Raw genomic sequence first — 23478 nt, forward strand, 5'->3', positions numbered from 1 at the left:
CGGCCTGGGCCGGGATGAGCCCAGGAGTCGGCCGGCGGGTGTGGTGGTCGGAGCCCGGGGTCAGCTGTCGGTGTCGCGGTCGCGGCGGCGCAGGTAGCGCTCGAACTCGGCGGCGATCGCGTCGCCGCTCGCCTCCGGCAGCTCGGCCGCGTCCTTGCGCTCCTCCAGCTCCTTGACGTATTCGGCCACCTCGCTGTCCTGCGAGGCCAGCTCGTCGACGCCGCGCTCCCAGGCGCGCGCCTCCTCGTCGAGGTCGCCGAGCGGCATCGGGATCTCCAGCACGTCCTCCATGCGGCGCAGCAGCGCGAGGGTGGCCTTCGGGTTGGGCGGCTGGGCGACGTAGTGGGGGACCGAGGCCCACAGCGAGATCGCGTCGAGCCCGGCCTCGCCGAAGGCGTGCTGGAGCACGCCCACGATGCCGGTGGGGCCCTCGTAGCGGCTGAGCTCCAGGTTGGTCGAACGGGCCAGCGCCTCGTCGGTGGCCCCGCCCAGGATCGGCACCGGACGGGTGTGCGGCGAGTCGTTGAGCAGCGCGCCCAGCATGACCGCCAGCTCGACGCCCAGCTCGCGGCAGACCTGGATGATGTCGGCGCAGAACGAGCGCCAGCGCATGTTGGGCTCGATGCCGCGCAGCAGCACGACGTCGCGCTCGCTGCCCGGCGGACGGGCGTGGAACAGCCGCGTCGTCGGCCACACGATGGACCGGGTCAGCCCGTCGCCCATCTCCACCACGGGACGGGTGACCTGGAAGTCGTAGTAGTCGTCGGGGTCGAGCGCGATCAGCGGCTCGGCCTTCCAGGACGACTCGAGATGGGCGATCACACCGCTGGAAGCCTCGCCCGCGTCGTTCCACCCCTCGAACGCGGCAATGAGCACCGGGTCGACGAGCTCGGGGAGCCCTTCGAGCTCGATCACGTGTCGCCTCCTCTCTCCCTCATCGCGCTAAGCCTATGCGGTAAGCAGGCGTCGGCGTCACCGATCTCCCCGCGAACGCTCCGAGCCACCGGCCCACCCCTTTCGCCCAGCCCACCACGCGACTATCCCCCGTCCCACGGCGCTCACCCCTCCCTTTCGTTCGCCCCTAGCGGATCACCCCGAAGGGGGACGGACCGCCCGCCGGAACGACACGATGAAAGCCGGACGGGCCCACCGGTATTGGACGTCGAGTCAATTGACAGGCGGAAGAATAAGCGGTCGGGACTCAGCCGATAAGCTCTACGGCATGAGCATCTCCCCGTCCTTCCGAGAAGTGTTGTCCCAGCGCGTGATCGTGGCCGACGGGGCTATGGGCACGATGCTCCAGGCGCAGGACCCGACGCTCGACGACTTCGAGGGGCACGAGGGCTGCAACGAGGTCCTCAACGTCACCCGTCCCGACATCGTCCAGGGCGTGCACGACGCGTACTTCGCCGTCGGCGTCGACTGCGTCGAGACCAACACCTTCGGCGCCAACCTGGCCGCGCTCGGCGAGTACGACATCGGCGAGCGCGTCTTCGAGTACTCCGAGGCCGGCGCGCGCATCGCCCGCGAGCGCGCCGACCACTGGTCCACCCCTGAGCAGCCGCGCTTCGTCCTCGGCTCGATGGGGCCCGGCACCAAGTTGCCGACGCTGGGCCACCTGCCCTACCGGAGCCTGCGCGACGCCTACCGCGACAACGCGGCCGGCCTGATCGCGGGCGGCGCCGACGCGCTCATCATCGAGACCTGCCAGGACCTGCTCCAGGTCAAGGCCGCCGTCATCGGCGCCAAGCGGGCCGTCGAGGCCGCCGGCCGGGACGTCCCGATCATCGCCCAGGTGACGATCGAGACCAACGGCGCGATGCTGCTCGGCTCGGAGATCGGCGCCGCGCTCACCGCGATCGAGCCGCTCGGCGTGGACATCGTCGGGCTCAACTGCGCGACCGGCCCGGCCGAGATGAGCGAGCACCTGCGCTACCTCGCCCGCCACTCCCGCCTCAAGCTGTCCTGCATGCCCAACGCCGGCCTGCCGGTGCTCACCTCCGACGGCGCGTACTACCCGCTGTCGGCGCAGGAGCTGGCCGACGCGCACGAGACCTTCGCCCGCGACTACGGCCTGTCGCTGGTCGGCGGCTGCTGCGGCACCACCCCCGAGCACCTGCGCCAGGTGGTCGAGCGGGTGCGCGGCAAGGAGCCGGTCGCGCGCCGCCCCCACCCCGAGCCCGGCGCCTCCTCTCTCTACCAGACGGTCCCCTTCCGCCAGGACACCTCCTACCTGGCCATCGGCGAGCGCTGCAACACCAACGGCTCCAAGGCCTTCCGCGAGGCGATGCTGGAAGGCCGCTGGGACGACTGCGTGGAGACCGCCCGCGACCAGGCCCGCGACGGCGCCCACATGCTCGACCTGTGCGTCGACTACGTCGGCCGCGACGGCGTGGCCGACATGAAGGAGCTGGCCTTCCGCTTCGCCACCGCCTCCACGCTGCCGATCATGCTCGACTCCACCGAGCCCGCCGTGCTCCAGGCCGGCCTGGAGATGCTCGGCGGCCGGGCGGCCGTCAACTCCGTCAACTACGAGGACGGCGACGGCCCCGACTCCCGCTTCCAGAAGATCATGCGCCTGGTGCGCGAGCACGGCGCGGCCGTCGTCGCGCTGACCATCGACGAGGAGGGCCAGGCCCGCACCGCCGACTGGAAGGTGCGCGTGGCCTCCCGCCTCATCGAGGACCTGACCGGCAACTGGGGCATGCGCGTCGAGGACATCATCGTCGACTGCCTGACCTTCCCCATCGCGACGGGCCAGGAGGAGACCAGGCGCGACGGCCTGGAGACCATCGAGGCCATCCGCGAGCTCAAGCGCCGCTACCCGGGCGTGCAGACCACGCTGGGGCTGTCCAACATCAGCTTCGGCCTCAACCCGGCCGCCCGCATGGTGCTCAACTCGGTGTTCCTCAACGAGTGCGTCAACGCCGGCCTCGACTCCGCCATCGTGCACGCCTCCAAGATCCTGCCGATGGCCCGCATCCCCGACGAGCAGCGCCAGGTCGCGCTCGACATGGTCTACGACCGCCGCCGCGAGGGCTACGACCCGCTGCAGCGCTTCATGGACCTGTTCGAGGGCGTCGACGCCGCCGCCATGCGCGCCGGCAAGGCCGAGGAGCTGGCCGCGCTGCCGCTGTGGGAGCGGCTCAAGCGGCGCATCATCGACGGCGAGCGCAAGGGCCTGGAGGCCGACCTCGACGACGCGCTCAGCCAGCGGCCCGCGCTGGAGATCATCAACGAGGTGCTGCTCGACGGCATGAAGACGGTCGGCGAGCTGTTCGGCTCCGGCCAGATGCAGCTGCCGTTCGTGCTGCAGTCGGCCGAGGTGATGAAGGCCGCCGTGGCCTACCTGGAGCCGCACATGGACCGCGTCGAGGGCGAGACCAAGGGCCGCATCGTGCTGGCCACGGTCAAGGGCGACGTGCACGACATCGGCAAGAACCTGGTGGACATCATCCTGTCCAACAACGGCTACCAGGTGGTCAACCTCGGCATCAAGCAGCCGGTCTCGGCCATCCTGGAGGCCGCCGACGAGCAGAAGGCCGACGTGATCGGCATGTCCGGGCTGCTGGTGAAGTCGACGGTCATCATGAAGGAGAACCTGGAGGAGATGAACTCCAGGGGCCTGTCGGAGAAGTACCCGGTGCTGCTCGGCGGCGCCGCGCTCACCCGCGCCTACGTCGAGCAGGACCTCGCCGAGCTGTTCGAGGGCGAGGTGCGCTACGCCCGCGACGCGTTCGAGGGGCTGCGGCTGATGGACTCCTTCATGGCCGTCAAGCGCGGCGTCGAGGGCGCCACGCTGCCGCCGCTGCGCGAGCGGCGGGTCAAGACCGGCGCGGTGCTCCAGCGCACGCCGGTGGAGGAGCTGCCCGCCCGCTCCGACGTGGCCGCCGACAACCCCGTGCCCACGCCGCCCTTCCACGGCGACCGCGTGGTCAAGGGCATCTCGCTGAACGAGTACGCGGCCTTCCTCGACGAGCGCGCGCTGTTCCTGGGCCAGTGGGGCCTCAAGCCCACCAGGGGCGGCGACGGGCCCGGCTACGAGGAGCTGGTCGAGACCGAGGGCCGGCCCCGGCTGCGCATGTGGCTGGAGCGCATGCAGACCGAGGGCCTGCTGGAGGCGGCCGTCGTCTACGGCTACTTCCCGTGCGTCAGCGACGGCGACTCGCTGATCATCCTGGGCGACGACGGCAACGAGCGCACCCGCTTCACCTTCCCGCGCCAGCGCCGCGACCGGCACCTGTGCCTGGCCGACTTCTTCCGGAGCAAGGACTCCGGGGAGGTCGACGTCGTCGGCTTCCAGGTGGCCACCATGGGGGCCAAGATCTCCCAGGCCACCGCCGAGCTGTTCGCCAAGGACGCCTACCGCGATTACCTGGAGCTCCACGGCCTGTCGGTGCAGCTCACCGAGGCGCTGGCCGAGTACTGGCACGCCCGGGTGCGCGCGGAGTGGGGCATCGGCGGCCAGGAGACCCTCGACGACATGCTCAAGGTCAACATCCAGGGCTGCCGCTACTCCTTCGGCTACCCGGCCTGCCCCAACCTGGAGGACCAGCAGCAGCTGTTCGAGCTGCTCGACCCGGGGCGCATCGGCGTCAGCCTGTCGGAGGAGTTCCAGCTCCACCCCGAGCAGGCCACCTCGGCGCTGGTCGCGCACCACCCCGAGGCCAAGTACTTCAACGTCTAGTTCGTCATCGGGGGAAAGCACGTGGAAGCGGTCTTCTTCGACATGGACGGCCTGCTCGTCGACAGCGAGAAGGTCTGGCTGGAGATCGAGACCAGGGTGATGGCCAGGCTCGGCGCCGAGTGGACGCCGAAGCACCAGGCCCACCTGGTCGGCGGGTCCATGGAGCGCACGCTCGACTACATGCTCGCCGTCTCCGGGGCCGACGTCCCGGCGCCGACGGTGCAGGAGTGGATGGTCTCCGGCATGGTCGAGCGCCTGGCCGAGGGCGTCGCCGTCATGCCGGGGGCCGCGGAGCTGCTGGAGGCGCTGCGCGACGAGGGGGTGCCGGTCGGCCTGGTCACCTCGTCGATGAAGGAGATCGCCGACGCCGTGCTGAAGGGCTTCGGCGAAGACCGCTTCGACGTCGTCGTCACCGCCGCCGACGTCGAGCGGACCAAGCCCGACCCCGAGCCCTACCTCAAGGCCGCCGGGCTGCTCGGCGTCGAGCCGGTGCGCTGCGTGGTGCTGGAGGACTCACCCAACGGCGTGGCGGCCGCCACGGCGGCCGGCTGCGCCGTCGTGGCCGTCCCCAACCTGCTGCCCGTCGAGCCGGCCCCCGGCCGTCTGGTGGTCTCCTCGCTGGCCGGCGTCGGCGTCGCCGATCTGCGCGCGCTGATCCCCTAGGGGGCGTCTGGTCCTCGCGGAGGAGAGGCCCCCGGCGTTTCGCGTGCCAGGATGGAAGGCGTAGTCGAGACGAGGGGCGGCCTCAATGTTCAATCAGATCGCCTGGTTGCCGCTGTGCGCCGGGGTGACGGCGGTAGGGCTGGTGCTGAGCTTCCTGGCCTTCAGGCGCCGGGGTGCGGCCGCGGGGATGAGGCTGGCGGCCTGGTCCCTGCTGCCGGTGGCGGCCTACCTGACCGGCGCGCTCAGCGCGCTGTGGACGATCGGGGCGACCGCGGTGGGGTTCGTCACCGGGCTGGTGCTCAACCCGATGGTGTGGGCCGGTGTGGCCGTGGCGGGCCTGGCCGCCGTGCTGTTCGTGGTCTCCGGGGTGATGCGCGGCCGCAGGCTGTCCGTGGGACGCAAGAAGAAGGCCGCTCCCGAGCCGGGAGGGAAGCCGCCGGTTCAGCCCGTAGCGAACAAGGCACAGCCGTCGGTGGCCCCGAAGACCCCCAAGAACGACGATGACTTCGCCGATATCGAAGCGCTTCTGAAGCGCCGCGGCATCAGCTGATTTCGGACGGAAACGGTCGTGGATCGGCACTGTCACAGTTCCGAGACCCAACCGGGACGGGCCGTAGACATTCACATCAAGATCGATACGAATAAGTTTCGCGTCAATCACAGTTGAGCCACATCGAGCGCTGAGGGACTGGTCATACCAGCTCAGGCCATAGATTCTGCCTCCTGGGGCCGCGACTCTGCGGACTCGCCTTGCACGGGCGCACTACCCTGACCGGGTCGCGCCGACACGGACGACGTCGTCTGGAATCCAGGGGGCCACTGGCATGACCGCACCGCTCGATGTTCCTGACTCGGCCGTCGAGGCCGGGCCGGAGACCGTTCTTGAGGGGGCGGAGTCTTCAGTCATCCGGGGGCGTTCCCTCGGGCAGATCGCCTGGATGCGCCTCAAGCGCGACCGCATCGCGATGATCGGCGGCATCGTCATCGTCCTGCTGATCCTCGTGGCGATCTTCGCGCCGCTGCTGGTGTCGTGGTTCGGTCACGACCCGGCCGAATGGCACCGGGAGAAGATCGACCCGGCGATCCAGGCTCCGATCGGCGCCTTCGGCGGCATGAGCTGGGACTTCCTGTTCGGTGTCGAGCCCACCACGGGCCGCGACCTGTTCAGCCGGATCCTGTACGGCGCCCGCATCTCGCTGCTGATCGCGTTCTTCGCGACGCTGCTGTGCGTGGTGATCGGCACCGTGCTGGGGATGATCGCCGGCTTCTTCGGCGGCTGGATCGACACCATCATCTCCCGCCTCATGGACATCTTCCTCGCCTTCCCGCTGCTGGTGTTCGCGCTGGCGCTGGCCGGCGTCATCCCCGACAAGGCGTTCGGCATGTCGGGCGACACCCTCAGGATCAGCCTGCTGGTGTTCATCATCGGCTTCTTCAACTGGCCCTACATCGGGCGCATCATCCGGGGCCAGACGCTCTCCCTGCGCGAGCGGGAGTTCGTCGACGCCTCCAGAAGCCTGGGCGCGCGCAGCCACACGATCCTGTTCAAGGAGATCCTGCCCAACCTGCTCGCGCCGATCCTCGTGTACTCGACGCTGCTGATCCCGTCGAACATCCTGTTCGAGGCCGCACTCTCCTTCCTCGGCGTGGGCGTGCGGCCGCCGACCCCCACGTGGGGAGGCATGCTGGCTGAGGCGGTCCACAACTACGACGTGGCGCCCAACTTCATGATCTTCCCCGGCCTCGCGATCTTCATCACCGTGCTGGCGTTCAACCTGCTCGGTGACGGCCTCAGGGACGCCTTCGATCCCAAGGCCCGATAAGGCCTCGTGAGTAGTTATCCGCAAGTTCTCTCAACTCCTAGATTCAAGGGGTGTGTCAGGTCGATGAAGATGAGATCTAAGGCGTCGGCGATCGCGGTGACCGCCGCTCTCGCCGTGGTCGTCTCCGCGTGCGGCGGCGGCGGTGGCAGCAAGAACACCAGCGGCTCGGGCAGCGACGACAAGCCGTCCAGCAAGTACAACGCGGGCGTGACGGCGGTCATCAACCCGTCGGACAAGGTCGGCGGCACCCTGCACATGGGCATGCCCGGCGACTTCGACTCGGTGGACCCGGGCGACATGTACTACGGCTACGCCTGGAACTTCGCCCGCCTCTACACGCGCGCGCTCACCATGTTCAAGCCGGTCCCCGGCGAGGAGGGCCTGCAGCTCGTCGGCGACCTGGCCGAGGGCCTGGGCACGCCGAGCGACGGCGGCAAGACGTGGACGTACAAGCTGCGCAAGGGCGTCAAGTTCGAGGACGGCACCCCGGTCACCTCGAAGGACGTCAAGTACGGCGTGGCGCGCTCGCTGGACAAGGACATCCTGCCCAGCGGCCCGACGTACTTCAACGACTGGCTCGACGTCGGCAGCTACACCGGCCCGTACAAGATGAAGGGCAAGCTCGACGACTTCAAGGCGATCGAGACCCCCGACGACCAGACCATCGTCTTCCACCTGAAGAAGGCGTACGGCGGTTTCGACTACTTCGCCATGCTCCCGCAGACGGCCCCCGTGCCCGAGGCCAAGGACACCGGCTCGAAGTACAAGGAGCACCCGGTCGCGACCGGCCCGTACATGTTCAAGGCGCACGAGCTCACCAAGCGCATCGAGCTCGTCAAGAACCCGAACTGGGACGCGGCGACCGACCCCAACCGCAAGCAGCTCAACGACTCGATCGAGGTGCTGCTGGGCCAGAACGAGGACGACCTCGACCAGCGCCTGCTCTCCGGCAAGATCGACGTCAAGGTCAACAGCACCGGCGTGGCGGCCAACGCCCGCAAGACGGTCCTGACCGACGAGAAGGTCAAGCAGTACGCCGACTCGGCCCCGATCGACCGCACCTGGTTCACCAACATCAACGGTGACGTGCCGCCGTTCGACAACATCCACTGCCGCAAGGCCGTGCTGTACGCGACCGACCGCTCGGCCATCCAGGGCGCCTACGGCGGCCCGGACGCCGGTGGCGACGTGGCCCTCAGCCTCATGCCGGCCAAGATGACCGGTTACGAGAAGATCGACCCCTACGGCGTCGAGGCCAACCCGACCGGTGACCTCGCCAAGGCCAAGGAAGAACTGGCGGCCTGCGGCCAGCCCAACGGCTTCAGCACCACCATCTCCTTCCGCAACGAGCGCTCGGCCGAGAAGCAGACCGCCGAGTCGCTGCAGCAGTCGCTCGGCCGCGTGGGCATCAAGCTGGAGCTCAAGGGCTTCCCGCAGGGTGACTACTTCAAGCTGTACGCCGGCAAGCCCGACTTCGCCAAGAAGAACAACCTGGGCCTCATGGTCTACGGCTGGGGCGCCGACTACCCCGAGGGCTTCGGCTTCTTCCAGCAGATCGTCGACAGCCGGGTCATCCGTCCCGCCGGTAACACCAACCTCGGCGTGAAGGACCCCAAGATCGACGAGCTGATCGACCAGGCCGCGGGCGAGACCGACGCGACCAAGCGCAACAGCATCTGGGCCGCTGTCGACAAGCAGGTCATGGAGTCGGCCTACATCCTTCCCTACGTCTGGGCGCACGGCCTGTTCTACCGTCCGCCGCAGCTGAAGAACGTCTTCGTCTCCCAGAACTGGGGCATGTACGAGTTCCTCACGCTGAGCACCCAGTAACAACGGCGCCAACTGCCGGAACGTCCCGTACCGAAAGCAGGTGAAGGCTTCGGCGGCCGGGCTCACAAGGCCCGGCCGCCATGGCCGAGATCAGTGTTCACATACATTCTCAGACGGTTGATAGCGGCCGTCATGCTGCTCTTCGTGGTGAGCATCGCGACGTTCGCCATCTTCTTCCTCGTGCCTCGGCTCGCTGGGATGTCCGCTGACGACCTGGCCTCCCGGTACGTGGGCAAGGCGGCCAACGCCGAGGTGATCCACGACACGGCTGTGCGCCTCGGCTTCTACGACCCGATCCTGGTCCAGTACGGGCGTTTCGTGCAGGGCATCTTCGTCGGCGTCGACCGCAACTACGGCCCCGGCATCGAGCACTGCCCGGCGCCCTGCTTCGGCTACAGCTACGTCAGCCAGAACCCGGTCCTGCCCGACCTGCTCAACCGCCTGCCGATCACCTTGTCGCTGGCGCTCGGCGCGGCCGTGGTGTGGGTCATCTTCGGCGTGGCCACCGGCGTGCTGTCGGCGCTGCGCCGCGGCAGCTTCTTCGACCGCCTGTCCATGGGCATCGCCCTGGCCGGCGTCTCGCTGCCGATCTTCTTCACCGGCATCGTCTCCCTGGCCATCTTCCGCGACCAGCTCGGCCTGGTCGGCGACGTGGCCGACTGGGTGCCGATCAGCGAAGACCCGCTCACCTGGGCCAACAACCTCATGCTGCCCTGGGTGACGCTCGCCTTCCTGTACGCCGCCGGCTACGCCCGCCTCACCCGCGCGGGCATGCTGGAGACCATGTCGGAGGACTACATCCGCACGGCCAGGGCCAAGGGCCTGCCCGAGCGGAAGGTGGTGCTCAAACACGGGCTGCGGGCCACGCTCACCCCCGTGGTCACCATGTTCGGCCTCGACCTGGGGCTGCTGCTCGGCGGCGCCGTCCTGACCGAGAGCACCTTCTCGCTGCCCGGCATCGGCAAGTACGCCGTCGACGCCATCAGCAACAACGACCTTCCCCAGGTGATGGGCGTCACGATCGTCGCGGCGGCCTTCATCATCCTGGCCAACCTGATCGTCGACCTGCTCTACGCGGTCGTTGACCCGAGAGTGAGGCTGGCGTGAGTCCCTTCCTCGACGTCAAGGACCTGAAGATCCACTTCCCGACCGACGACGGCCTGGTCCGCTCCGTCGACGGGCTGACCTTCAGCCTCGAACGCGGCAAGACCCTCGGCATCGTCGGCGAGTCCGGCTCGGGCAAGTCGGTGACCAGCCTCGGCATCCTCGGCCTGCACAAGGGCAAGGGCGCCAACGTCTCGGGCGAGATCTGGCTCGACGGCGAGGAGCTCGTGGGCGCCTCGCAGGAGCACGTGCGCGGGCTGCGCGGCAAGAAGATGGCGATGATCTTCCAGGATCCGCTGTCCGCGATGCACCCCTTCTACACGGTCGGCGACCAGATCGTCGAGGCGTACCGGATCCACCACAAGGTCACCAAGGCCGTCGCCAAGAAGCACGCCGTGGACATGCTGGGCCGCGTGGGCATCCCCGAGCCGCAGCGCCGCGTCGACTCCTACCCGCACGAGTTCTCCGGCGGCATGCGCCAGCGCGCGATGATCGCCATGGCGCTGTCGTGCGACCCCGAACTGCTCATCGCCGACGAGCCGACCACCGCGCTCGACGTGACCGTGCAGGCCCAGATCCTCGACCTCATGGTCGACCTGCAGCGCGAGTTCAACTCCGCGCTGATCATCATCACCCACGACCTGGGCGTGGTGGCCGAGCTGTCCGACGACATCCTGGTCATGTACGGCGGCAAGTGCATCGAGTACGGCACCGCCGACGACATCTTCTACCGTCCCGAGCACCCCTACACATGGGGTCTACTGGGATCGATGCCCCGCCTCGACCGGGAGCCCACCGAACGGCTGCTGCCGATCAAGGGCTCGCCGCCGTCCCTGATCAACGTGCCTTCGGGCTGCGCCTTCCACCCCCGCTGCCCGTACGCCGAGCGCACCGGGGGCAAGTCCAGCACCGAGGTGCCCGGCCTGATCGAGACCGAGGGCGGCCACCTGGTGCGCTGCCACATGAGCAGGACGGAGCGGCGGGAGCTGTGGGAGAACGAGATCAAGCCAGTGCTGGAGAGCCAGTGAGCGAGACGGTGACCGCGAACGAGCCGCTTCTTTCCGTCCAGGGGCTGGAGAAGCACTTCCCGGTGACGAAGGGCCTGCTCAAGCGGCAGGTCGGCGCCGTCAAGGCGGTCGACGGGGTCAGCTTCGACGTCTACAAGGGCGAGACGCTCGGCCTGGTGGGGGAGTCCGGCTGCGGCAAGTCCACCACCGGCCGCCTGGTCACCAGGCTCCTTGAGCCGACCGGCGGCAAGGTCGTCTTCGAGGGCCAGGACATCACGCACATGGGGCAGGGCAGGCTCAGGCCGCTCCGCCGCGACATGCAGATGATCTTCCAGGACCCGTTTTCGTCGCTGAACCCCCGCCACACCGTCGGCACCATCGTCGGCGCGCCCTTCCGCATCCAGGGCGTGCAGACCGAGAACGGCGTCAAGAAGGCGGTCCAGGACATCCTCGCCCTGGTCGGGCTCAACCCCGAGCACTACAACCGCTACCCGCACGAGTTCTCCGGCGGTCAGCGGCAGCGCATCGGCATCGCCCGCACGCTCGCGCTCAAGCCCAAGCTCATCATCGCCGACGAGCCGGTCTCCGCACTCGACGTGTCCATCCAGGCCCAGGTCGTCAACCTGCTGGAGGACCTGCAGAACGAGCTCGACCTGACCTACGTCGTGATCGCCCACGACCTGTCGGTGGTGCGCCACATCAGCGACCGGGTCGCGGTCATGTACCTGGGCAAGATCGTCGAGATCGCCGACCGCAAGAGCCTCTACAGCTCGCCGATGCACCCCTACACCAACGCCCTGCTGTCGGCCGTGCCCGTGCCCGACCCCAAGGCGCGCAAGGAACGCGAGCGCATCAGGCTCACCGGCGACGTGCCGAGCCCGCTCAACCCGCCGCCCGCCTGCCGCTTCCACACCCGCTGCTGGAAGGCGCAGGAGATCTGCAAGACGGTCGAGCCGCCCCTGGAGCAGCTGGCCGACGGCCACCGCGTGGCCTGCCACTTCCCGGAGAACGCGCCCGCCGCCGCGACCGCCGCGGCGACTCAGGCCTGAACCGGGCCTGAGCCGGGCCTGAGCCGGGTTCGACCGGCCCCGATCGGGGCCTGACCTTGCGGCCGCCGCCCTCCTGCCGGGGCGGCGGCCTCAGGACGTCGCGCCGGGCGTGATCAGCCCGGTCTCGTACGCCAGCACCACGGCCTGCACCCGGTCGCGCAGCCCCAGCTTGGTCAGCACGTTGCCCACGTGCGTCTTGACCGTCGTCTCGCTCACCACGAGCTTGGCCGCGATCTCCGCGTTGGACATGCCCTTGGCGATCAGCCGCAGCACCTCCAGCTCGCGCTCGGTCAGCCGGTCGAGGCGGGCCGGCGTGGCCTGCTCGTAGGCCGAGGGCAGCCGCTTGGAGAACCGGTCGAGCAGCCGCCTGGTCACGCTCGGCGCCACGATCGCGTCGCCCGCCGCCACCACCCGGATCGCCTGCACCAGCTCGTCGGGCGGCACGTCCTTCAGCAGGAAGCCCGACGCCCCCGACCGCAGCGCCTCCACGATGTACTCGTCGAGGTCGAACGTGGTCAGCACCAGCACCTTCGGCACGTGCGCCGTGGGCGCGGCCTCCCGCACGATCCGGCGGGTCGCCTCGATGCCGTCGACGCCCGGCATGCGGATGTCCATGAGCACCACGTCGGGCAGCAACGCCCTGGTCTGCTCCATCGCGTCCTTGCCGTCGCCGGCCTGGCCGACCACCGTGATGTCGGACTCGGCCTCCAAGATCAGGCGAAATCCCGTGCGCAGCAGCGGCTGGTCGTCCACCAGCAGCACTCTGATCGTCATTGGCCGTCCTTCAACGGGAACCTCGCCCGCACCTCGAAACCGCCCCCCGGTCGCGGACCGATGTTCAGAATTCCACCATAGAGTGCGACCCGCTCGCGAATGCCGACCAGGCCGTGGCCCGTCCGGTCGGCCGCCGGCGCGGTGCCCCTGCCGTCGTCCTCGACGCGTACGTCAAGGCCCGAGGGGGCGTGCGAGACGGTGACCACCGCCTCGGCCCCGGCCCCCGCGTGCCGCAGGCTGTTCGTCAGCCCCTCCTGGACCAGCCGGTAGGCGGCCAGGTCGACCCCCGCGGGCAGCGGCCGCGGCTCGCCCTCCACACGCAGCCGCGTGGGCAGCCCCGCCTCGCGCATCTGCTCCACCAGCCCCGGCAGGTCGCCCACGCCCGGCTGCGGCCCCAGCTCGGCCCGCGCGTCGGTACGCAGCACGCCCACGATGTTGCGCATCTCGGACATGGCCAGCCGCCCGGTGTTCTCGATCGCCGACAGCGCCTCCCGCGCCAGGTCGGGATCGGCGGCCAGCACCCGCCGCGCCGCGGCCGCCTGCACCGTCATCACGCTCACGTGGTGGGCCACCACGTCGTGCAGCTCACGGGCGATGCGCGAGCGCTCCTCGGCCCGCGCGGCCCGCGTGTCGGCCGCGTGGGCCCGCTCCAGCCGGGCCGCCCGGTCGCGCAGCTCCTCCAGGTACGCCCGCCGTAGCCGCAGGCTCCTGCCCGCCCCCCAGACCGCCAGCAGCACCAGCACCGCCACCACGTGCCCGCTCGCGCCCGGCGGCGTGACCGGCCCGGCGACAGCCCCCACCGCGTACGTCAGCAGCGAGACCAGCAGCCCGCCCAGCGCCACCGCCAGCCCCCGGTTGGAGGCCACCGAGTACACCAGCACCAGGCTGGACACCCCCGACGCGCCGGTGCCGTAACCCAGCGCGGTCAGCGCCGTCTCGGGGATCAGGCCGGCGCACAGCGCCGCCAGCGGCCAGCGCCTGCGCACCGCGATGGGCGCGGCGGCCAGCACCAGCAGCGCCGCCCCGAGCCCGTCGGGCGCGCGCATGCTCACCGTCGTCAGCTCCGCCGGCTCCAGGCGCTCGGGCCCGTAGAGGAGGAAGAGCGTCACCGAGGCCGCGGCCACCACCACGGCCAGGACCGTGTCGTGGAACAGGGGTCGGTCGATCCGCACCGCTTCACTGTAGGCCCAGGTGAGAGCCTTGAACTCCTCCCTTCGGAGGATAAGGGGCGGCCTGCGGGAGGGCTACGGGCCCAGGGCTACAGCTCGTCGGTGGCCGCGCGCCGGTTGCTGCGCACCGTGTCGCCGGGCTGGCGGTCGGGCACCGGCGGCGGGGTGCCGCCGAACTCCGGGCACAGCGCCTGATGGTCGCACCAGTCGCACAGCCGGCTGCGGCGCGCCCGCCACTCGCCGGTCTCCAGCGCCCGCTCGATCGCCGTCCACAGCGCCATCACCTTGCGCTCGGTGGCCAGCAGGTCGGCCTCGTCGGGGGCGTAACGCAGCACCTCGCCGCGCCCGCCCAGGTAGACCAGCTGCAGCAGCCGGGGCACCTGCCCGCGCAGCCGCCACAGCACCAGCGCGTAGAACTTCATCTGGAACAGCGCCTTGGCCTCGAAGTCGGGGCCGGGCGCGCTGCCCGTCTTGTAGTCGACCACCCGGACCTCGCCGGTGGGCGCCACGTCGAGGCGGTCGACGTAGCCCCGCAGCATCAGGCCGCCGTCGAGCACCGCCTGCACGTAGAGCTCGCGCTCGGCGGGCTCCAGCCGGGTCGGGTCCTCCAGCGTGAAGTAGCGCTCCAGCATCGCCCGCGCCTGCGCCAGCCACTCGGCCTGCTCGGCGTCGTCGGCGAACATCCGCGCGTACTGCTCGTCCTCCTGCAGCAGCCGCTGCCACTGGGGCTCCAGCAGCTCCAGCGCCGCCTGCACCGACCGGCGCGGCGCCGGCAGGTCGTAGAGCCGCTCCAGGACGGCGTGCACCACGGTGCCGCGCACGGCCGCGGGGGAGGGTTTCTCGGGCAGCTGGTCGATGACCCGGAACCGGTAGAGCAGGGGACAGGTCATGAAATCGCCTGCCCGGGACGGGGAGAGAGCTCCGATGATCACCGGTTCGGTCAACGTCATGCACCGCACTCTAGGTCAAGAGCCCGACAGAATAACCCTCGCCGGGACGAGGATCACGTGATCTGGCGCGTAGCATCGAGGCAGCAACAGCACGTAATGGACGTACGAGGAGTGCGGTGAGCGAGCAGAGCCCGCGTCAGGAGTTCCCCGGCCTTCGGATGGGGCGGCCCTTCGGCATCCCGGTGTACGTCTCCTGGACGTGGTTCATCGTCGCTGCCTTCATCACCGTCATGTTCGGCCCCCGCATGCGCGACATGCTGCCCGAGCTGGACAGCACCGTCGCCTACGCGGTGGCCTTCGTCTTCGCCGTGCTGCTCTACGTCTCGGTGCTGCTGCACGAGCTGGCCCACAGCGTGCTGGCCAAGATGTTCGGCCTGCCGGTGCGCCGGATCACCCTCTACTTCCTCGGCGGCGTGTCGGAGATCGAGAAGGAGCCGCCGACGCCGGGCAAGGAGTTCCTGGTCGCCGCCGCCGGGCCGGCCCTGTCGCTGGGCCTGGCCGGGCTCGGCCTGCTCGCCGACACCTACGTGATCAACGACGGCGGCATCGCCGAGGTGCTCATCTGGCAGCTGTGGGTGGCCAACCTCATCGTCGGCGTGTTCAACCTGCTGCCCGGCCTGCCGCTCGACGGCGGCCGGATGCTGCGCGCGGGCGTGTGGAAGCTGACCAGGAACCCCGGCTCCGGCACGGTCGTGGCCGCCTGGGGCGGGCGCGTGCTGGCCGTGCTGCTGGTCGTCCTGCCGTTCGCGACGTCGATGACGAGCGGGCAGGAGTTCGACCCGGTCGAGCTGCTGTGGCCGGTGGTGCTGGCCTCCTTCATCTGGATGGGCGCCACCCAGTCGCTGCGCGTGGCGCGCATCCGCGCCCGCATCCCGCAGGTCAACGCGCGCGCGCTGGCCCGCAGGGCGATCCCGGTGGCGGCCGAGACGCCGCTGGCCGAGGCGCTGCGGCAGGCCGCCGAGCAGCGGGCGGGCGCCCTGGTGGTGGTCGACCACGACGGACGGCCGGTCGCCATCGTCAACGAGGCCGCCGTCCAGGCCACCCCCGAGCACCGGCGCCCCTGGGTCGACGTGGGCTCGCTGGCCAAGGCGCTCGAACCGACCATGGTGCTGGCCGCCGACCTGACCGGCGAGCCGCTCATCGACGCCATGCGCTCGGCCCCCGCGGGTGAGTACCTGCTGGTGGAGCACGGCGGCGACATCTACGGCGTGCTCGCCACCGCCGACGTCAACCGCGTCTTCACCGGGGTCTGACATGCCCGGCGCGTTTGCGGCTAAGGTCTTGTCCGGCCACTTCCCGTAGCCCGGCGATTTCGATGCCAGGACGGCAGGCCGATAGTCTTCTGTTTGGCCGAACTTGCACAGTTGACGGGTTGGTCGTGGTCCACCGGTTCACCGAATCGAGACGCCTGGGCCGCGACACGGCGTCGTCGTCTGGGTATGCGTATGGCTGGTGGCCGGCACGGCAGTGCGGGTGCCGTAATACCGCCGGCTTCCGGGAGGAGAGTTGAGTGACCGAGCGCAGCGAGGGCACCGATGAGCGCAGCACGGTCGTCATGAGGGAGGGCGCATGAGCGGCCAGGGCTTCGGAGTGGTGCGTCCCCTTCCCGGCGACGGGCTGGTCGCCTACATCGGCGGCCTGCTGCTGGTGTGCGACGCGGGCGAGGCGGCCGCCGACGGCCTGATCGAGGCGCTGCGCGAGACCGCGGCCTCAGGCGGCGACGGCCGGGCGCTGGCCCGCCGCGCGGCGCAGGTGCTGGCCGCCAACATGGCGGGCGACCCGGCCACGTGCGCGGTCGCCGGTCCCGTCGACGGCGGCGTGGCCGTGCTGGTCAGCGGCTCGGCCTCGGCCTCGGTCAGCACCTCCGGCGGCGAGACGCGCCTGGCCGGCAGCGACTCCCTCACCTGGGCCGACCGGCTGATCAGCGGCCCGGTCGAGCGCGTCGAGCTCACCCTGCCCGGCGCCGGCAGTGCGCATCCCGCGGTCGGCTTCGAGGGCGGCGTCGTCCATGGCGGCGGCCTGATCGGCGACCTCACCGACCAGCCGTCGCACGTCCGTCCCCAGGGGCAGGCGGCCGACCGGTCCAGGCCGCTCACCAGCGAGATGCCCAACACGGCCCTGCACATGGAGCCCGACCTGGCGCCGCCGCCCGAGCGGCCGGTGGAGCGGCCCGTCGAGCGGCCTCCCTATCCGCTGGCCGACCAGCCGCCGATCGTCCAGGGTCCGCCCTCGGGCGCGCAGGCCGGCGTCCCGCACCCGGGCCCCCAGCCCGGTCCCCACTCCGGTCCGCCGTCGCTGGACCAGCCGCCGTTCGGGCACGAGCAGCCGCCCTTCGGCCAGGAGCAGGCCCCGTTCGGGCACGAGCAGCCGCCCTACCTCCCGCCCCAGGACCAGCCTCCCTTCCTGCCCGTGCAGGAGCAGCCCCAGCCCGAGCCCCAGCAGCAGTTCCCGTCCTACGACGAGCTGCCGCCGTCCGGCAACGGCATGGCCGACCAGCCGCAGCAGCACATGGGCCCGCCCGATCACTTCGACCAGCCGGCCCCGCCCGTGCTCGGCCCGCCGGAGCACTTCGACCACCCGGGGCCGCCGCCGCAGGAGCAGCAGGGCGACCACGGCGACCGCCCGCTGGTCTACGGGGTCGACTGCAAGAACGACCACTTCAACGACCCGAGGGTGCCCTACTGCGCCGTCTGCGGCATCGCCCTGGTGCAGCGGACGCTGGTGCCGTACAAGGGGCCGCGGCCCTCGCTCGGGGTGCTCATCCTCGACGACGGCACGGCGCTGCCGCTGGAGAGCGACTACCTGCTGGGCCGTGACCCCGAGCGCGCGCCCGAGGTGGCGGGCGGCTCGGCCCGGCCCGCCAAGGTCACCAGCCCCGACGGCTCGGTCTCGCGCCGCCACCTACGGGTGGCCCTCGACGGCTGGGACGTCAACCTGGTCGACCTGGGCTCGGTCAACGGCACCCAGATCCAGCCGCCCGGCGACCCCAACTTCTACGACATCCCGCCCAACGAGCCGGTCACCATCGCGCCCGGCACGACGGTCCGCGTGGGCGTCTCCCGCACCCTCCGCTTCGAGGCCCACCGGGGCTGATCCCGGCACCTGTCCGCCCGCACCTCTTTCCTGGGGTGCGGGCGCTCGTGTTTCCGGAAACCCTTGAGGAAATGCGTCAGGAATGTTCGGTGGCAAATGGCTGAATGGGAATTGCCAGGGTCGGGGGAGGGGGTGGGTAAGGGTATTTCGTGGGCGCTGGGCGATATTTCGGGAAAAGTCAGGACCGGGCTCGTGCCCCTTTCCGAAGAAGGGATCCGGACCGTCCCAAAGGGGCAGCCGTGCCCATGGGACAGCTGTTTCGAGGGGGCGGAAGTTCGGAGGGTGCAGTGTTCCGAGGAGGCGGAAGTTCGGAGGGTGCAGCCTTTTCGAGGGGCGGGCGTTCCGAAGGTGCAGGTCGCCCTGAAGGGGTGGCAGGGCCGAAGGTGCAGCCGTTCCGAGAGGGTGGGTGTCCCGAACGTGCAGCCCGTCCCGAAGGGCAGCAGGCCCGAAGGGGCAGCACCCTGAAGGGGCATGCGGGCCCGAAGGCGCAGGTGTTTCGAGGGGGTGGGGGTTCGGAAGGGGCGGCCCATGCCCGAAGGGGCGGGCGGTCCGGGAAGGTAGCTGGGGCTGGGGGTCAGGTGGGGCGGAAGGTGCGTACGCCGCGCAGCAGGCGCACGGCCGCCTCCAGGCCGCGGGCCCCCTCCACCGCGCGTCCCGCCGCCGTCGCGTACCGGCTCAGCAGGTGTTCGTCCCCCTCCTGGAACCCCCGTCCCGCCACCCACACGAACGTGTGGTCGCGCACCTGCGCCGGCACCGGCACGGCCAGGAACCCGGGCTCGCCCATCGTCTCGTCCCGCGCCAGCCGGAGCGACCCCTCCGCGGCGGCCAGCTCCTTCAGCACCCCGGACCCCGACAACCAGCGCCGCACCCGCAGCGGGTCTCCCGGCGGCGCGTGGACGTGCAGCGGACGGGCGTCCCGCCGCAGCACGTCCACGTGCACGAACCCCGCGTACGCGGTGCCCGCCACGGCCGCCGCGGCGCGCGCGAGCCGATCGATCACGTCGGCGACCTCCAGGCAGGAGAACGCGGTGATGAGTTCACGCATGGCGATATCGACACGGTTGTTTGGCATCGCGGTGATTCCCTCGGGTGGAGGGGGGAAGAGATCGCGCGGCCCGATCACGCGAAACTCCGAACGGTGCCCGGAGTATCACCCTCGACGCGGCTCTTGACTACCCCTCAACAGGAAATTGCGATTTTTCCGCATTTCGCAGGCAGAGCCGGTCGAGCCGTTCACGACGAGCGCAGCCGCACCCACTCCACGTCGTCCGCCCGCGTGCCGTCCGGCTTCGGGAACAGCTCCCGGTGCAGGCTCTCCCTGCTGAAACCGGCACGTTCCAGCACCGCGTGCGAGGCCGCGTTCACCACGTCGGTGCCCGCCACCACCCGGTGCAGGGCCGTGCGCGCGAACGCCCAGTCGACCAGCAGCCGCACCGCGCGGGTCATGAACCCCCTGCCGCGGAAGTCCGGCACCAGCGAGTAGCCGATCATGGCCTGCCCGAGCACGGGGAGGACCTGCATGAGCTGGAGGTGCCCGGCGAACGCGCCGGTGGCGGCGTCCCTGACCGCCAGTTCGATCCGCTGCCCGGTGACCCACCAGTAGCCGGTGCAGCGGCAGCGCTGCTCGTCCTCCTCCAGGGAGGCGGGCGGGGTCAGGGAGTAGGCGGTCACGCTCGGGTCGCACATCATCCGGTGGTACTCCGGGGCGTCCTCGACCGAGAGCGGCACGAGCCGCACCACGCCGTCGGTCAGCTCGCCGCCGTCGAAGAAGGGCAGGTACGGCTCCTCGGCCGCCGCCGGCTCACCGGCGATCCGGGCGAAGGACACCAGGTCGGCCCACCGCCCGTCGCGCAGCCGCTTGGCCTTGCGCCGCCGGCCCTCCTCGCGGAACCCGGCCCTGAGCGCCACCCTGAGGCTGGCCACGTTCTCCACCTCGGCCTGCAGCTCCACCCGGTGCACACCCTGGTCGGTGAGCCAGTCGGACACCGCTCTGGCGGCCCGGGCGGCCACGCCCCTGCCGCGCGCCCACGGCGCGACCACGTAGCCGATCTCGACCGTGCCCCAGCGGTCGGGCGGCTGCACCCCGATCGCGCCGCAGTAACGGCCGTCCTCGGTGACGGCCCACTCCGCGCCGCCCGACGCCCACTTGTCCTCGGCGTACTTCAGGTAGGCGCGGGCGTCCTCGATCCGGTACGGCGACGGCACCAGCGGCAGATGCCGGGCGGTGACGGGATCGTCCATCATGCGCGCGATCGCCTCGGCGTCGGGCTCGGCGGGCATTCGCAGGATCAGGGGGCCGGTGGAGATCACGTCGCGCGGGAGCATCCCCCATAGATACCGTGCGTCCGGAGGCGTGAGAAACCCATATAACCTTGCCGACATGGGTTTCCGCAGGCATGGGCCGTTCCAGGCAGGGGATCAGGTGCAGCTCACCGACCCCAAGAACAAGCGCCACACGATCACGCTCAAGCAGGACGGCGTCTTTCACACGCACAAGGGCGCCATCCCGCACAGCGAGCTGATCGGGCAGCCTGAAGGCTCCGTCGTGCGGTCCTCCGGCGGCACCGCCTACCTCGCCTTCCGCCACCTGCTCCAGGACTACACGCTGGCGATGCCGCGCGGCGCGGCCGTCATCTACCCCAAGGACGCCTCGATGATCGTCGGCATGGCCGACGTCTTCCCCGGCGCCCGGGTGATCGAGGCCGGCGTCGGCTCCGGCGCCCTGACCTGCTTCCTGCTGCGCGCCGTCGGCCCCGAGGGCCACGTCACCTCCTACGAGCGCCGCGAGGAGTTCTCCGAGGTGGCCCGCAAGAACGTGGAGAAGTTCTTCGGCGACCCGATGGAGGACAACTGGCGCCTGGTCGTCGGCGACCTGGTCTCCTCGATCGACGAGGCCGACGTCGACCGCGTCATCCTCGACATGCTGGCCCCCTGGGAGTGCGTCGACGCCGCCGCCAAGGCCCTCACGCCGGGCGGCGTCATCTGCTGCTATGTCGCCACCACCACCCAGATGTCCAAGACCGTGGAGGCCATTCGCGATCACGGGTGTTTCACCGAGCCTCATGCGTGGGAGACCCTGGTTCGCGACTGGCATGTCGAAGGGCTCGCGGTTCGTCCCGATCATCGGATGATCGGCCACACCGGCTTCCTCGTCAGCGCCCGTCGCATGGCAGACGGAGTGACGCCGCCACCGCGACGCCGCCGACCGAAGGGAACCACCGAGGAACTATGACAATTTGGCCACGAGGGTGCGTTGGTGCGTGACACGGGAACAGATCGCCGTGTTCATATGCTGGGAGTATTAAACGCACCATTGGGGATTATTCACCGAATACTGCATGTCACTCGACGAACACTGCCCGGCCAGGTTACGGAGGGGCCCGAGATAGGTAAGGTCCTTAGTAGTCGCCCTCGACTGGGAAGGAGGTGACGGGGCGTGGCAGCTCGCGATGATGCTGAGGCTCGAGCCGCGCAGCGCGAACGGGAGGTCGCTGATCTTTCAACACAGGTCTCCTTCCTCCAGGAGGAGATCACCGCGCTGAGGCGGAAGCTGGCCGAGTCACCCCGTCAGGCCAGAGTCCTCGAAGAACGTCTCCATGAGGCACAGGCGAATCTCGCGGCCGTGACAGGCCAGAACGAGCGCCTGGTGGCCACACTCAAGGAGGCCCGGGACCAGATCGTCGCTCTCAAGGAGGAGGTCGACCGGCTGGCGCAGCCGCCGTCCGGCTTCGGCACCTTCCTTGAAGCCCGAGAAGACGGCACGATCGAGGTGTTCACCGGGGGGCGCAAGCTCCGGGTGAACGTCAGCCCCGCCGTCGACGTCGACTCGCTGAGGCGTGGCCAGGAGGTCATGCTCAACGAAGCACTCAACGTGGTCGAGGCGCTCGGCTACGAAGAGGTCGGCGAGATCGTCATGCTCAAGGAACTGCTGGACGAGGGCAAGCGGGCCCTGGTCATCTCGCACGCCGACGAGGAGCGCGTCGTGCGACTGGCCGACTCGCTGGTCGGCCAGCCCATCAGGGCCGGTGACTCGCTCCTGCTCGAACCCCGCTCCGGCTACGTCTACGAGCGCATACCCAAGTCCGAAGTCGAAGAGCTCGTGCTCGAGGAGGTCCCCGACATCTCCTACGAGGAGATCGGCGGGCTCATGCGGCAGATCGAGCAGATCAGGGACGCCATCGAGCTGCCCTACCTGCACGCCGACCTGTTCCGCGAGCACAAACTCCGTCCCCCGAAGGGCGTGCTGCTCTACGGCCCGCCCGGCTGCGGCAAGACGCTCATCGCCAAGGCGGTCGCCAACTCCCTGGCCAAGCAGGTCGCGGAGAAGACCGGCCAGTCCGGCAAGAGCTTCTTCCTCAACATCAAGGGCCCGGAGCTGCTCAACAAGTACGTCGGCGAGACCGAGCGGCACATCCGCCTGGTCTTCCAGCGGGCTCGTGAGAAGGCCTCCGAGGGCACCCCGGTGATCGTGTTCTTCGACGAGATGGACTCGATCTTCCGCACCCGAGGCTCCGGCGTCTCGTCCGACGTGGAGAACACCATCGTCCCTCAGCTGCTGTCGGAGATCGACGGCGTCGAGGGCCTGGAGAACGTCATCGTGATCGGCGCCTCCAACCGCGAGGACATGATCGACCCCGCGATCCTGCGGCCGGGCCGCCTGGACGTGAAGATCAAGATCGAGCGGCCCGACGCCGAGGCGGCCAAGGACATCTTCTCCAAGTACCTGCTGGCCGAGCTTCCCCTGCACCCCGACGATCTGTCCGAGCACGGCGACTCTCGCGAGGCGACCATCCACGGCATGATCCAGAGTGTGGTGGAGCGCATGTACACCGAGAGCGAGGAGAACCGCTTCCTCGAGGTGACCTACGCCAACGGTGACAAGGAAGTCCTCTACTTCAAGGACTTCAACTCCGGCGCGATGATCCAGAACATCGTCGACCGGGGCAAGAAGATGGCCATCAAGCAGTTCCTGGAGAGCGGCCAGAAGGGCCTGCGGGTGCAACACCTGCTCACCGCCTGCGTCGACGAGTTCTCCGAGAACGAAGACCTGCCCAACACCACCAACCCCGACGACTGGGCCCGCATCTCCGGCAAGAAGGGCGAGCGGATCGTCTACATCCGCACGCTGGTCTCCGGCAAGCAGGGCACCGAGGCCGGCCGTTCGATCGACACGGTCGCCAACACCGGCCAGTACCTGTAGGGAACGTCTGGAAAGGGCCGCGCGGCCGTCCGCGCTCCGCCTCGACCAGCCGCTCGTCGATCGACTCCATCTGGTTGTCGAGCTTGTTGAAGCGGCCCTCGCTGCGCACGGCGGTCTCGGCCCGACGCT

Annotated in this window: 18 protein-coding genes; 12 read left to right on the forward strand and 6 right to left on the reverse strand. The window is 69.9% G+C overall.

What is annotated here, in order from left to right; genetic code table 11:
• Window positions 1–60: 60 nt before the first annotated feature.
• Window positions 61–915, reverse strand: a complete 855-nt coding sequence (locus tag ACWEJ6_RS46995) for a PAC2 family protein (protein ID WP_352325653.1) — start codon at window positions 913–915, stop codon at window positions 61–63.
• Window positions 916–1222: 307 nt separating this feature from the next.
• Here ACWEJ6_RS46995 and metH point away from each other — a divergent pair, with 307 nt between their 5' ends.
• From metH to ACWEJ6_RS47035, 8 genes are all read left to right on the forward strand, one after another.
• Window positions 1223–4687, forward strand: coding sequence for a methionine synthase (gene metH / locus ACWEJ6_RS47000; protein ID WP_452431845.1), 3465 nt, complete (start codon window positions 1223–1225; stop codon window positions 4685–4687).
• Between the two features lie 21 nt (window positions 4688–4708).
• On the forward strand, window positions 4709–5350 hold the full coding sequence (locus ACWEJ6_RS47005; protein WP_452431847.1) for an HAD family hydrolase: 642 nt from the start codon (window positions 4709–4711) through the stop codon (window positions 5348–5350).
• 85 nt (window positions 5351–5435) lie between these two features.
• Window positions 5436–5900, forward strand: a complete 465-nt coding sequence (locus tag ACWEJ6_RS47010) for a cellulose synthase (protein ID WP_452431849.1) — start codon at window positions 5436–5438, stop codon at window positions 5898–5900.
• Window positions 5901–6174: 274 nt separating this feature from the next.
• On the forward strand, window positions 6175–7173 hold the full coding sequence (locus ACWEJ6_RS47015) for an ABC transporter permease (RefSeq protein ID WP_387680214.1): 999 nt from the start codon (window positions 6175–6177) through the stop codon (window positions 7171–7173).
• 63 nt (window positions 7174–7236) lie between these two features.
• A complete protein-coding gene (locus ACWEJ6_RS47020; protein WP_452431851.1) occupies window positions 7237–9003 on the forward strand; it encodes an ABC transporter substrate-binding protein in 1767 nt (588 codons plus the stop codon).
• Between the two features lie 93 nt (window positions 9004–9096).
• Window positions 9097–10110: an ABC transporter permease gene (locus ACWEJ6_RS47025; RefSeq protein WP_352364030.1), complete on the forward strand. Its 1014-nt coding sequence runs from the start codon at window positions 9097–9099 to the stop codon at window positions 10108–10110.
• Complete coding sequence (locus tag ACWEJ6_RS47030; RefSeq protein ID WP_452431853.1) at window positions 10107–11135, forward strand: ABC transporter ATP-binding protein; 1029 nt, start codon at window positions 10107–10109, stop codon at window positions 11133–11135. Before ACWEJ6_RS47025 ends, ACWEJ6_RS47030 begins: the two co-directional genes overlap by 4 nt.
• Entirely contained in the window at window positions 11132–12163 is a 1032-nt protein-coding gene (locus ACWEJ6_RS47035; protein WP_397158735.1) for an ABC transporter ATP-binding protein, read from the forward strand. Before ACWEJ6_RS47030 ends, ACWEJ6_RS47035 begins: the two co-directional genes overlap by 4 nt.
• 90 nt (window positions 12164–12253) lie before the next feature.
• On the opposite strand, the gene ACWEJ6_RS47040 is transcribed toward ACWEJ6_RS47035, so the two are convergent.
• From ACWEJ6_RS47040 to ACWEJ6_RS47050, 3 genes are all read right to left on the reverse strand, one after another.
• Complete coding sequence (locus ACWEJ6_RS47040) at window positions 12254–12937, reverse strand: response regulator transcription factor (RefSeq protein WP_358298999.1); 684 nt, start codon at window positions 12935–12937, stop codon at window positions 12254–12256.
• Window positions 12934–14109 (reverse strand): sensor histidine kinase, encoded by a 1176-nt coding sequence (locus ACWEJ6_RS47045; protein ID WP_387680222.1) that lies wholly within the window; start codon window positions 14107–14109, stop codon window positions 12934–12936. Before ACWEJ6_RS47045 ends, ACWEJ6_RS47040 begins: the two co-directional genes overlap by 4 nt.
• Window positions 14110–14195: 86 nt before the next feature.
• Entirely contained in the window at window positions 14196–15056 is an 861-nt protein-coding gene (locus ACWEJ6_RS47050) for a RecB family exonuclease (protein WP_352364040.1), read from the reverse strand.
• Between the two features lie 116 nt (window positions 15057–15172).
• Between ACWEJ6_RS47050 and ACWEJ6_RS47055 the strand changes: the two genes are divergently transcribed.
• Window positions 15173–16309, forward strand: coding sequence for a site-2 protease family protein (locus ACWEJ6_RS47055; protein ID WP_364338295.1), 1137 nt, complete (start codon window positions 15173–15175; stop codon window positions 16307–16309).
• A 316-nt stretch (window positions 16310–16625) separates the two neighbouring features.
• Complete coding sequence (locus ACWEJ6_RS47060; RefSeq protein ID WP_452431856.1) at window positions 16626–18149, forward strand: FHA domain-containing protein; 1524 nt, start codon at window positions 16626–16628, stop codon at window positions 18147–18149.
• Window positions 18150–18723: 574 nt separating this feature from the next.
• On the opposite strand, the gene ACWEJ6_RS47065 is transcribed toward ACWEJ6_RS47060, so the two are convergent.
• Both ACWEJ6_RS47065 and ACWEJ6_RS47070 read right to left on the reverse strand, forming a co-directional pair.
• Window positions 18724–19194: a hypothetical protein gene (locus tag ACWEJ6_RS47065; RefSeq protein WP_352364046.1), complete on the reverse strand. Its 471-nt coding sequence runs from the start codon at window positions 19192–19194 to the stop codon at window positions 18724–18726.
• 188 nt (window positions 19195–19382) lie between these two features.
• A complete protein-coding gene (locus ACWEJ6_RS47070; protein WP_452431859.1) occupies window positions 19383–20474 on the reverse strand; it encodes a GNAT family N-acetyltransferase in 1092 nt (363 codons plus the stop codon).
• A gap of 55 nt (window positions 20475–20529) precedes the next feature.
• Here ACWEJ6_RS47070 and ACWEJ6_RS47075 point away from each other — a divergent pair, with 55 nt between their 5' ends.
• Entirely contained in the window at window positions 20530–21381 is an 852-nt protein-coding gene (locus ACWEJ6_RS47075; protein ID WP_352326892.1) for a tRNA (adenine-N1)-methyltransferase, read from the forward strand.
• A 204-nt stretch (window positions 21382–21585) separates the two neighbouring features.
• The gene (arc, locus tag ACWEJ6_RS47080) at window positions 21586–23349 is read left to right on the forward strand and encodes a proteasome ATPase (RefSeq protein WP_357706964.1); all 1764 of its coding nucleotides are present in this window, start codon (window positions 21586–21588) and stop codon (window positions 23347–23349) included.
• The last annotated feature ends 129 nt before the right edge of the window (window positions 23350–23478 follow it).

This window comes from Nonomuraea sp. NPDC004702, assembly GCF_053601695.1.

What these genes read in the sequence shown, in the direction of transcription:
- metH (WP_452431845.1), top strand. Translation starts at nt 1,223, where the DNA reads ATGAGCATCTCCCCGTCCTTCCGAGAAGTGTTGTCCCAGCGCGTGATC.
- ACWEJ6_RS47010 (WP_452431849.1), top strand. Translation starts at nt 5,436, where the DNA reads ATGTTCAATCAGATCGCCTGGTTGCCGCTGTGCGCCGGGGTGACGGCG.
- ACWEJ6_RS47015 (WP_387680214.1), top strand. Translation starts at nt 6,175, where the DNA reads ATGACCGCACCGCTCGATGTTCCTGACTCGGCCGTCGAGGCCGGGCCG.
- ACWEJ6_RS47020 (WP_452431851.1), top strand. Translation starts at nt 7,237, where the DNA reads ATGAAGATGAGATCTAAGGCGTCGGCGATCGCGGTGACCGCCGCTCTC.
- ACWEJ6_RS47040 (WP_358298999.1), bottom strand. Translation starts at nt 12,937, where the DNA reads ATGACGATCAGAGTGCTGCTGGTGGACGACCAGCCGCTGCTGCGCACG.
- ACWEJ6_RS47050 (WP_352364040.1), bottom strand. Translation starts at nt 15,056, where the DNA reads ATGACGTTGACCGAACCGGTGATCATCGGAGCTCTCTCCCCGTCCCGG.
- ACWEJ6_RS47060 (WP_452431856.1), top strand. Translation starts at nt 16,626, where the DNA reads ATGAGCGGCCAGGGCTTCGGAGTGGTGCGTCCCCTTCCCGGCGACGGG.
- ACWEJ6_RS47065 (WP_352364046.1), bottom strand. Translation starts at nt 19,194, where the DNA reads ATGCGTGAACTCATCACCGCGTTCTCCTGCCTGGAGGTCGCCGACGTG.
- ACWEJ6_RS47070 (WP_452431859.1), bottom strand. Translation starts at nt 20,474, where the DNA reads ATGCTCCCGCGCGACGTGATCTCCACCGGCCCCCTGATCCTGCGAATG.
- ACWEJ6_RS47075 (WP_352326892.1), top strand. Translation starts at nt 20,530, where the DNA reads ATGGGTTTCCGCAGGCATGGGCCGTTCCAGGCAGGGGATCAGGTGCAG.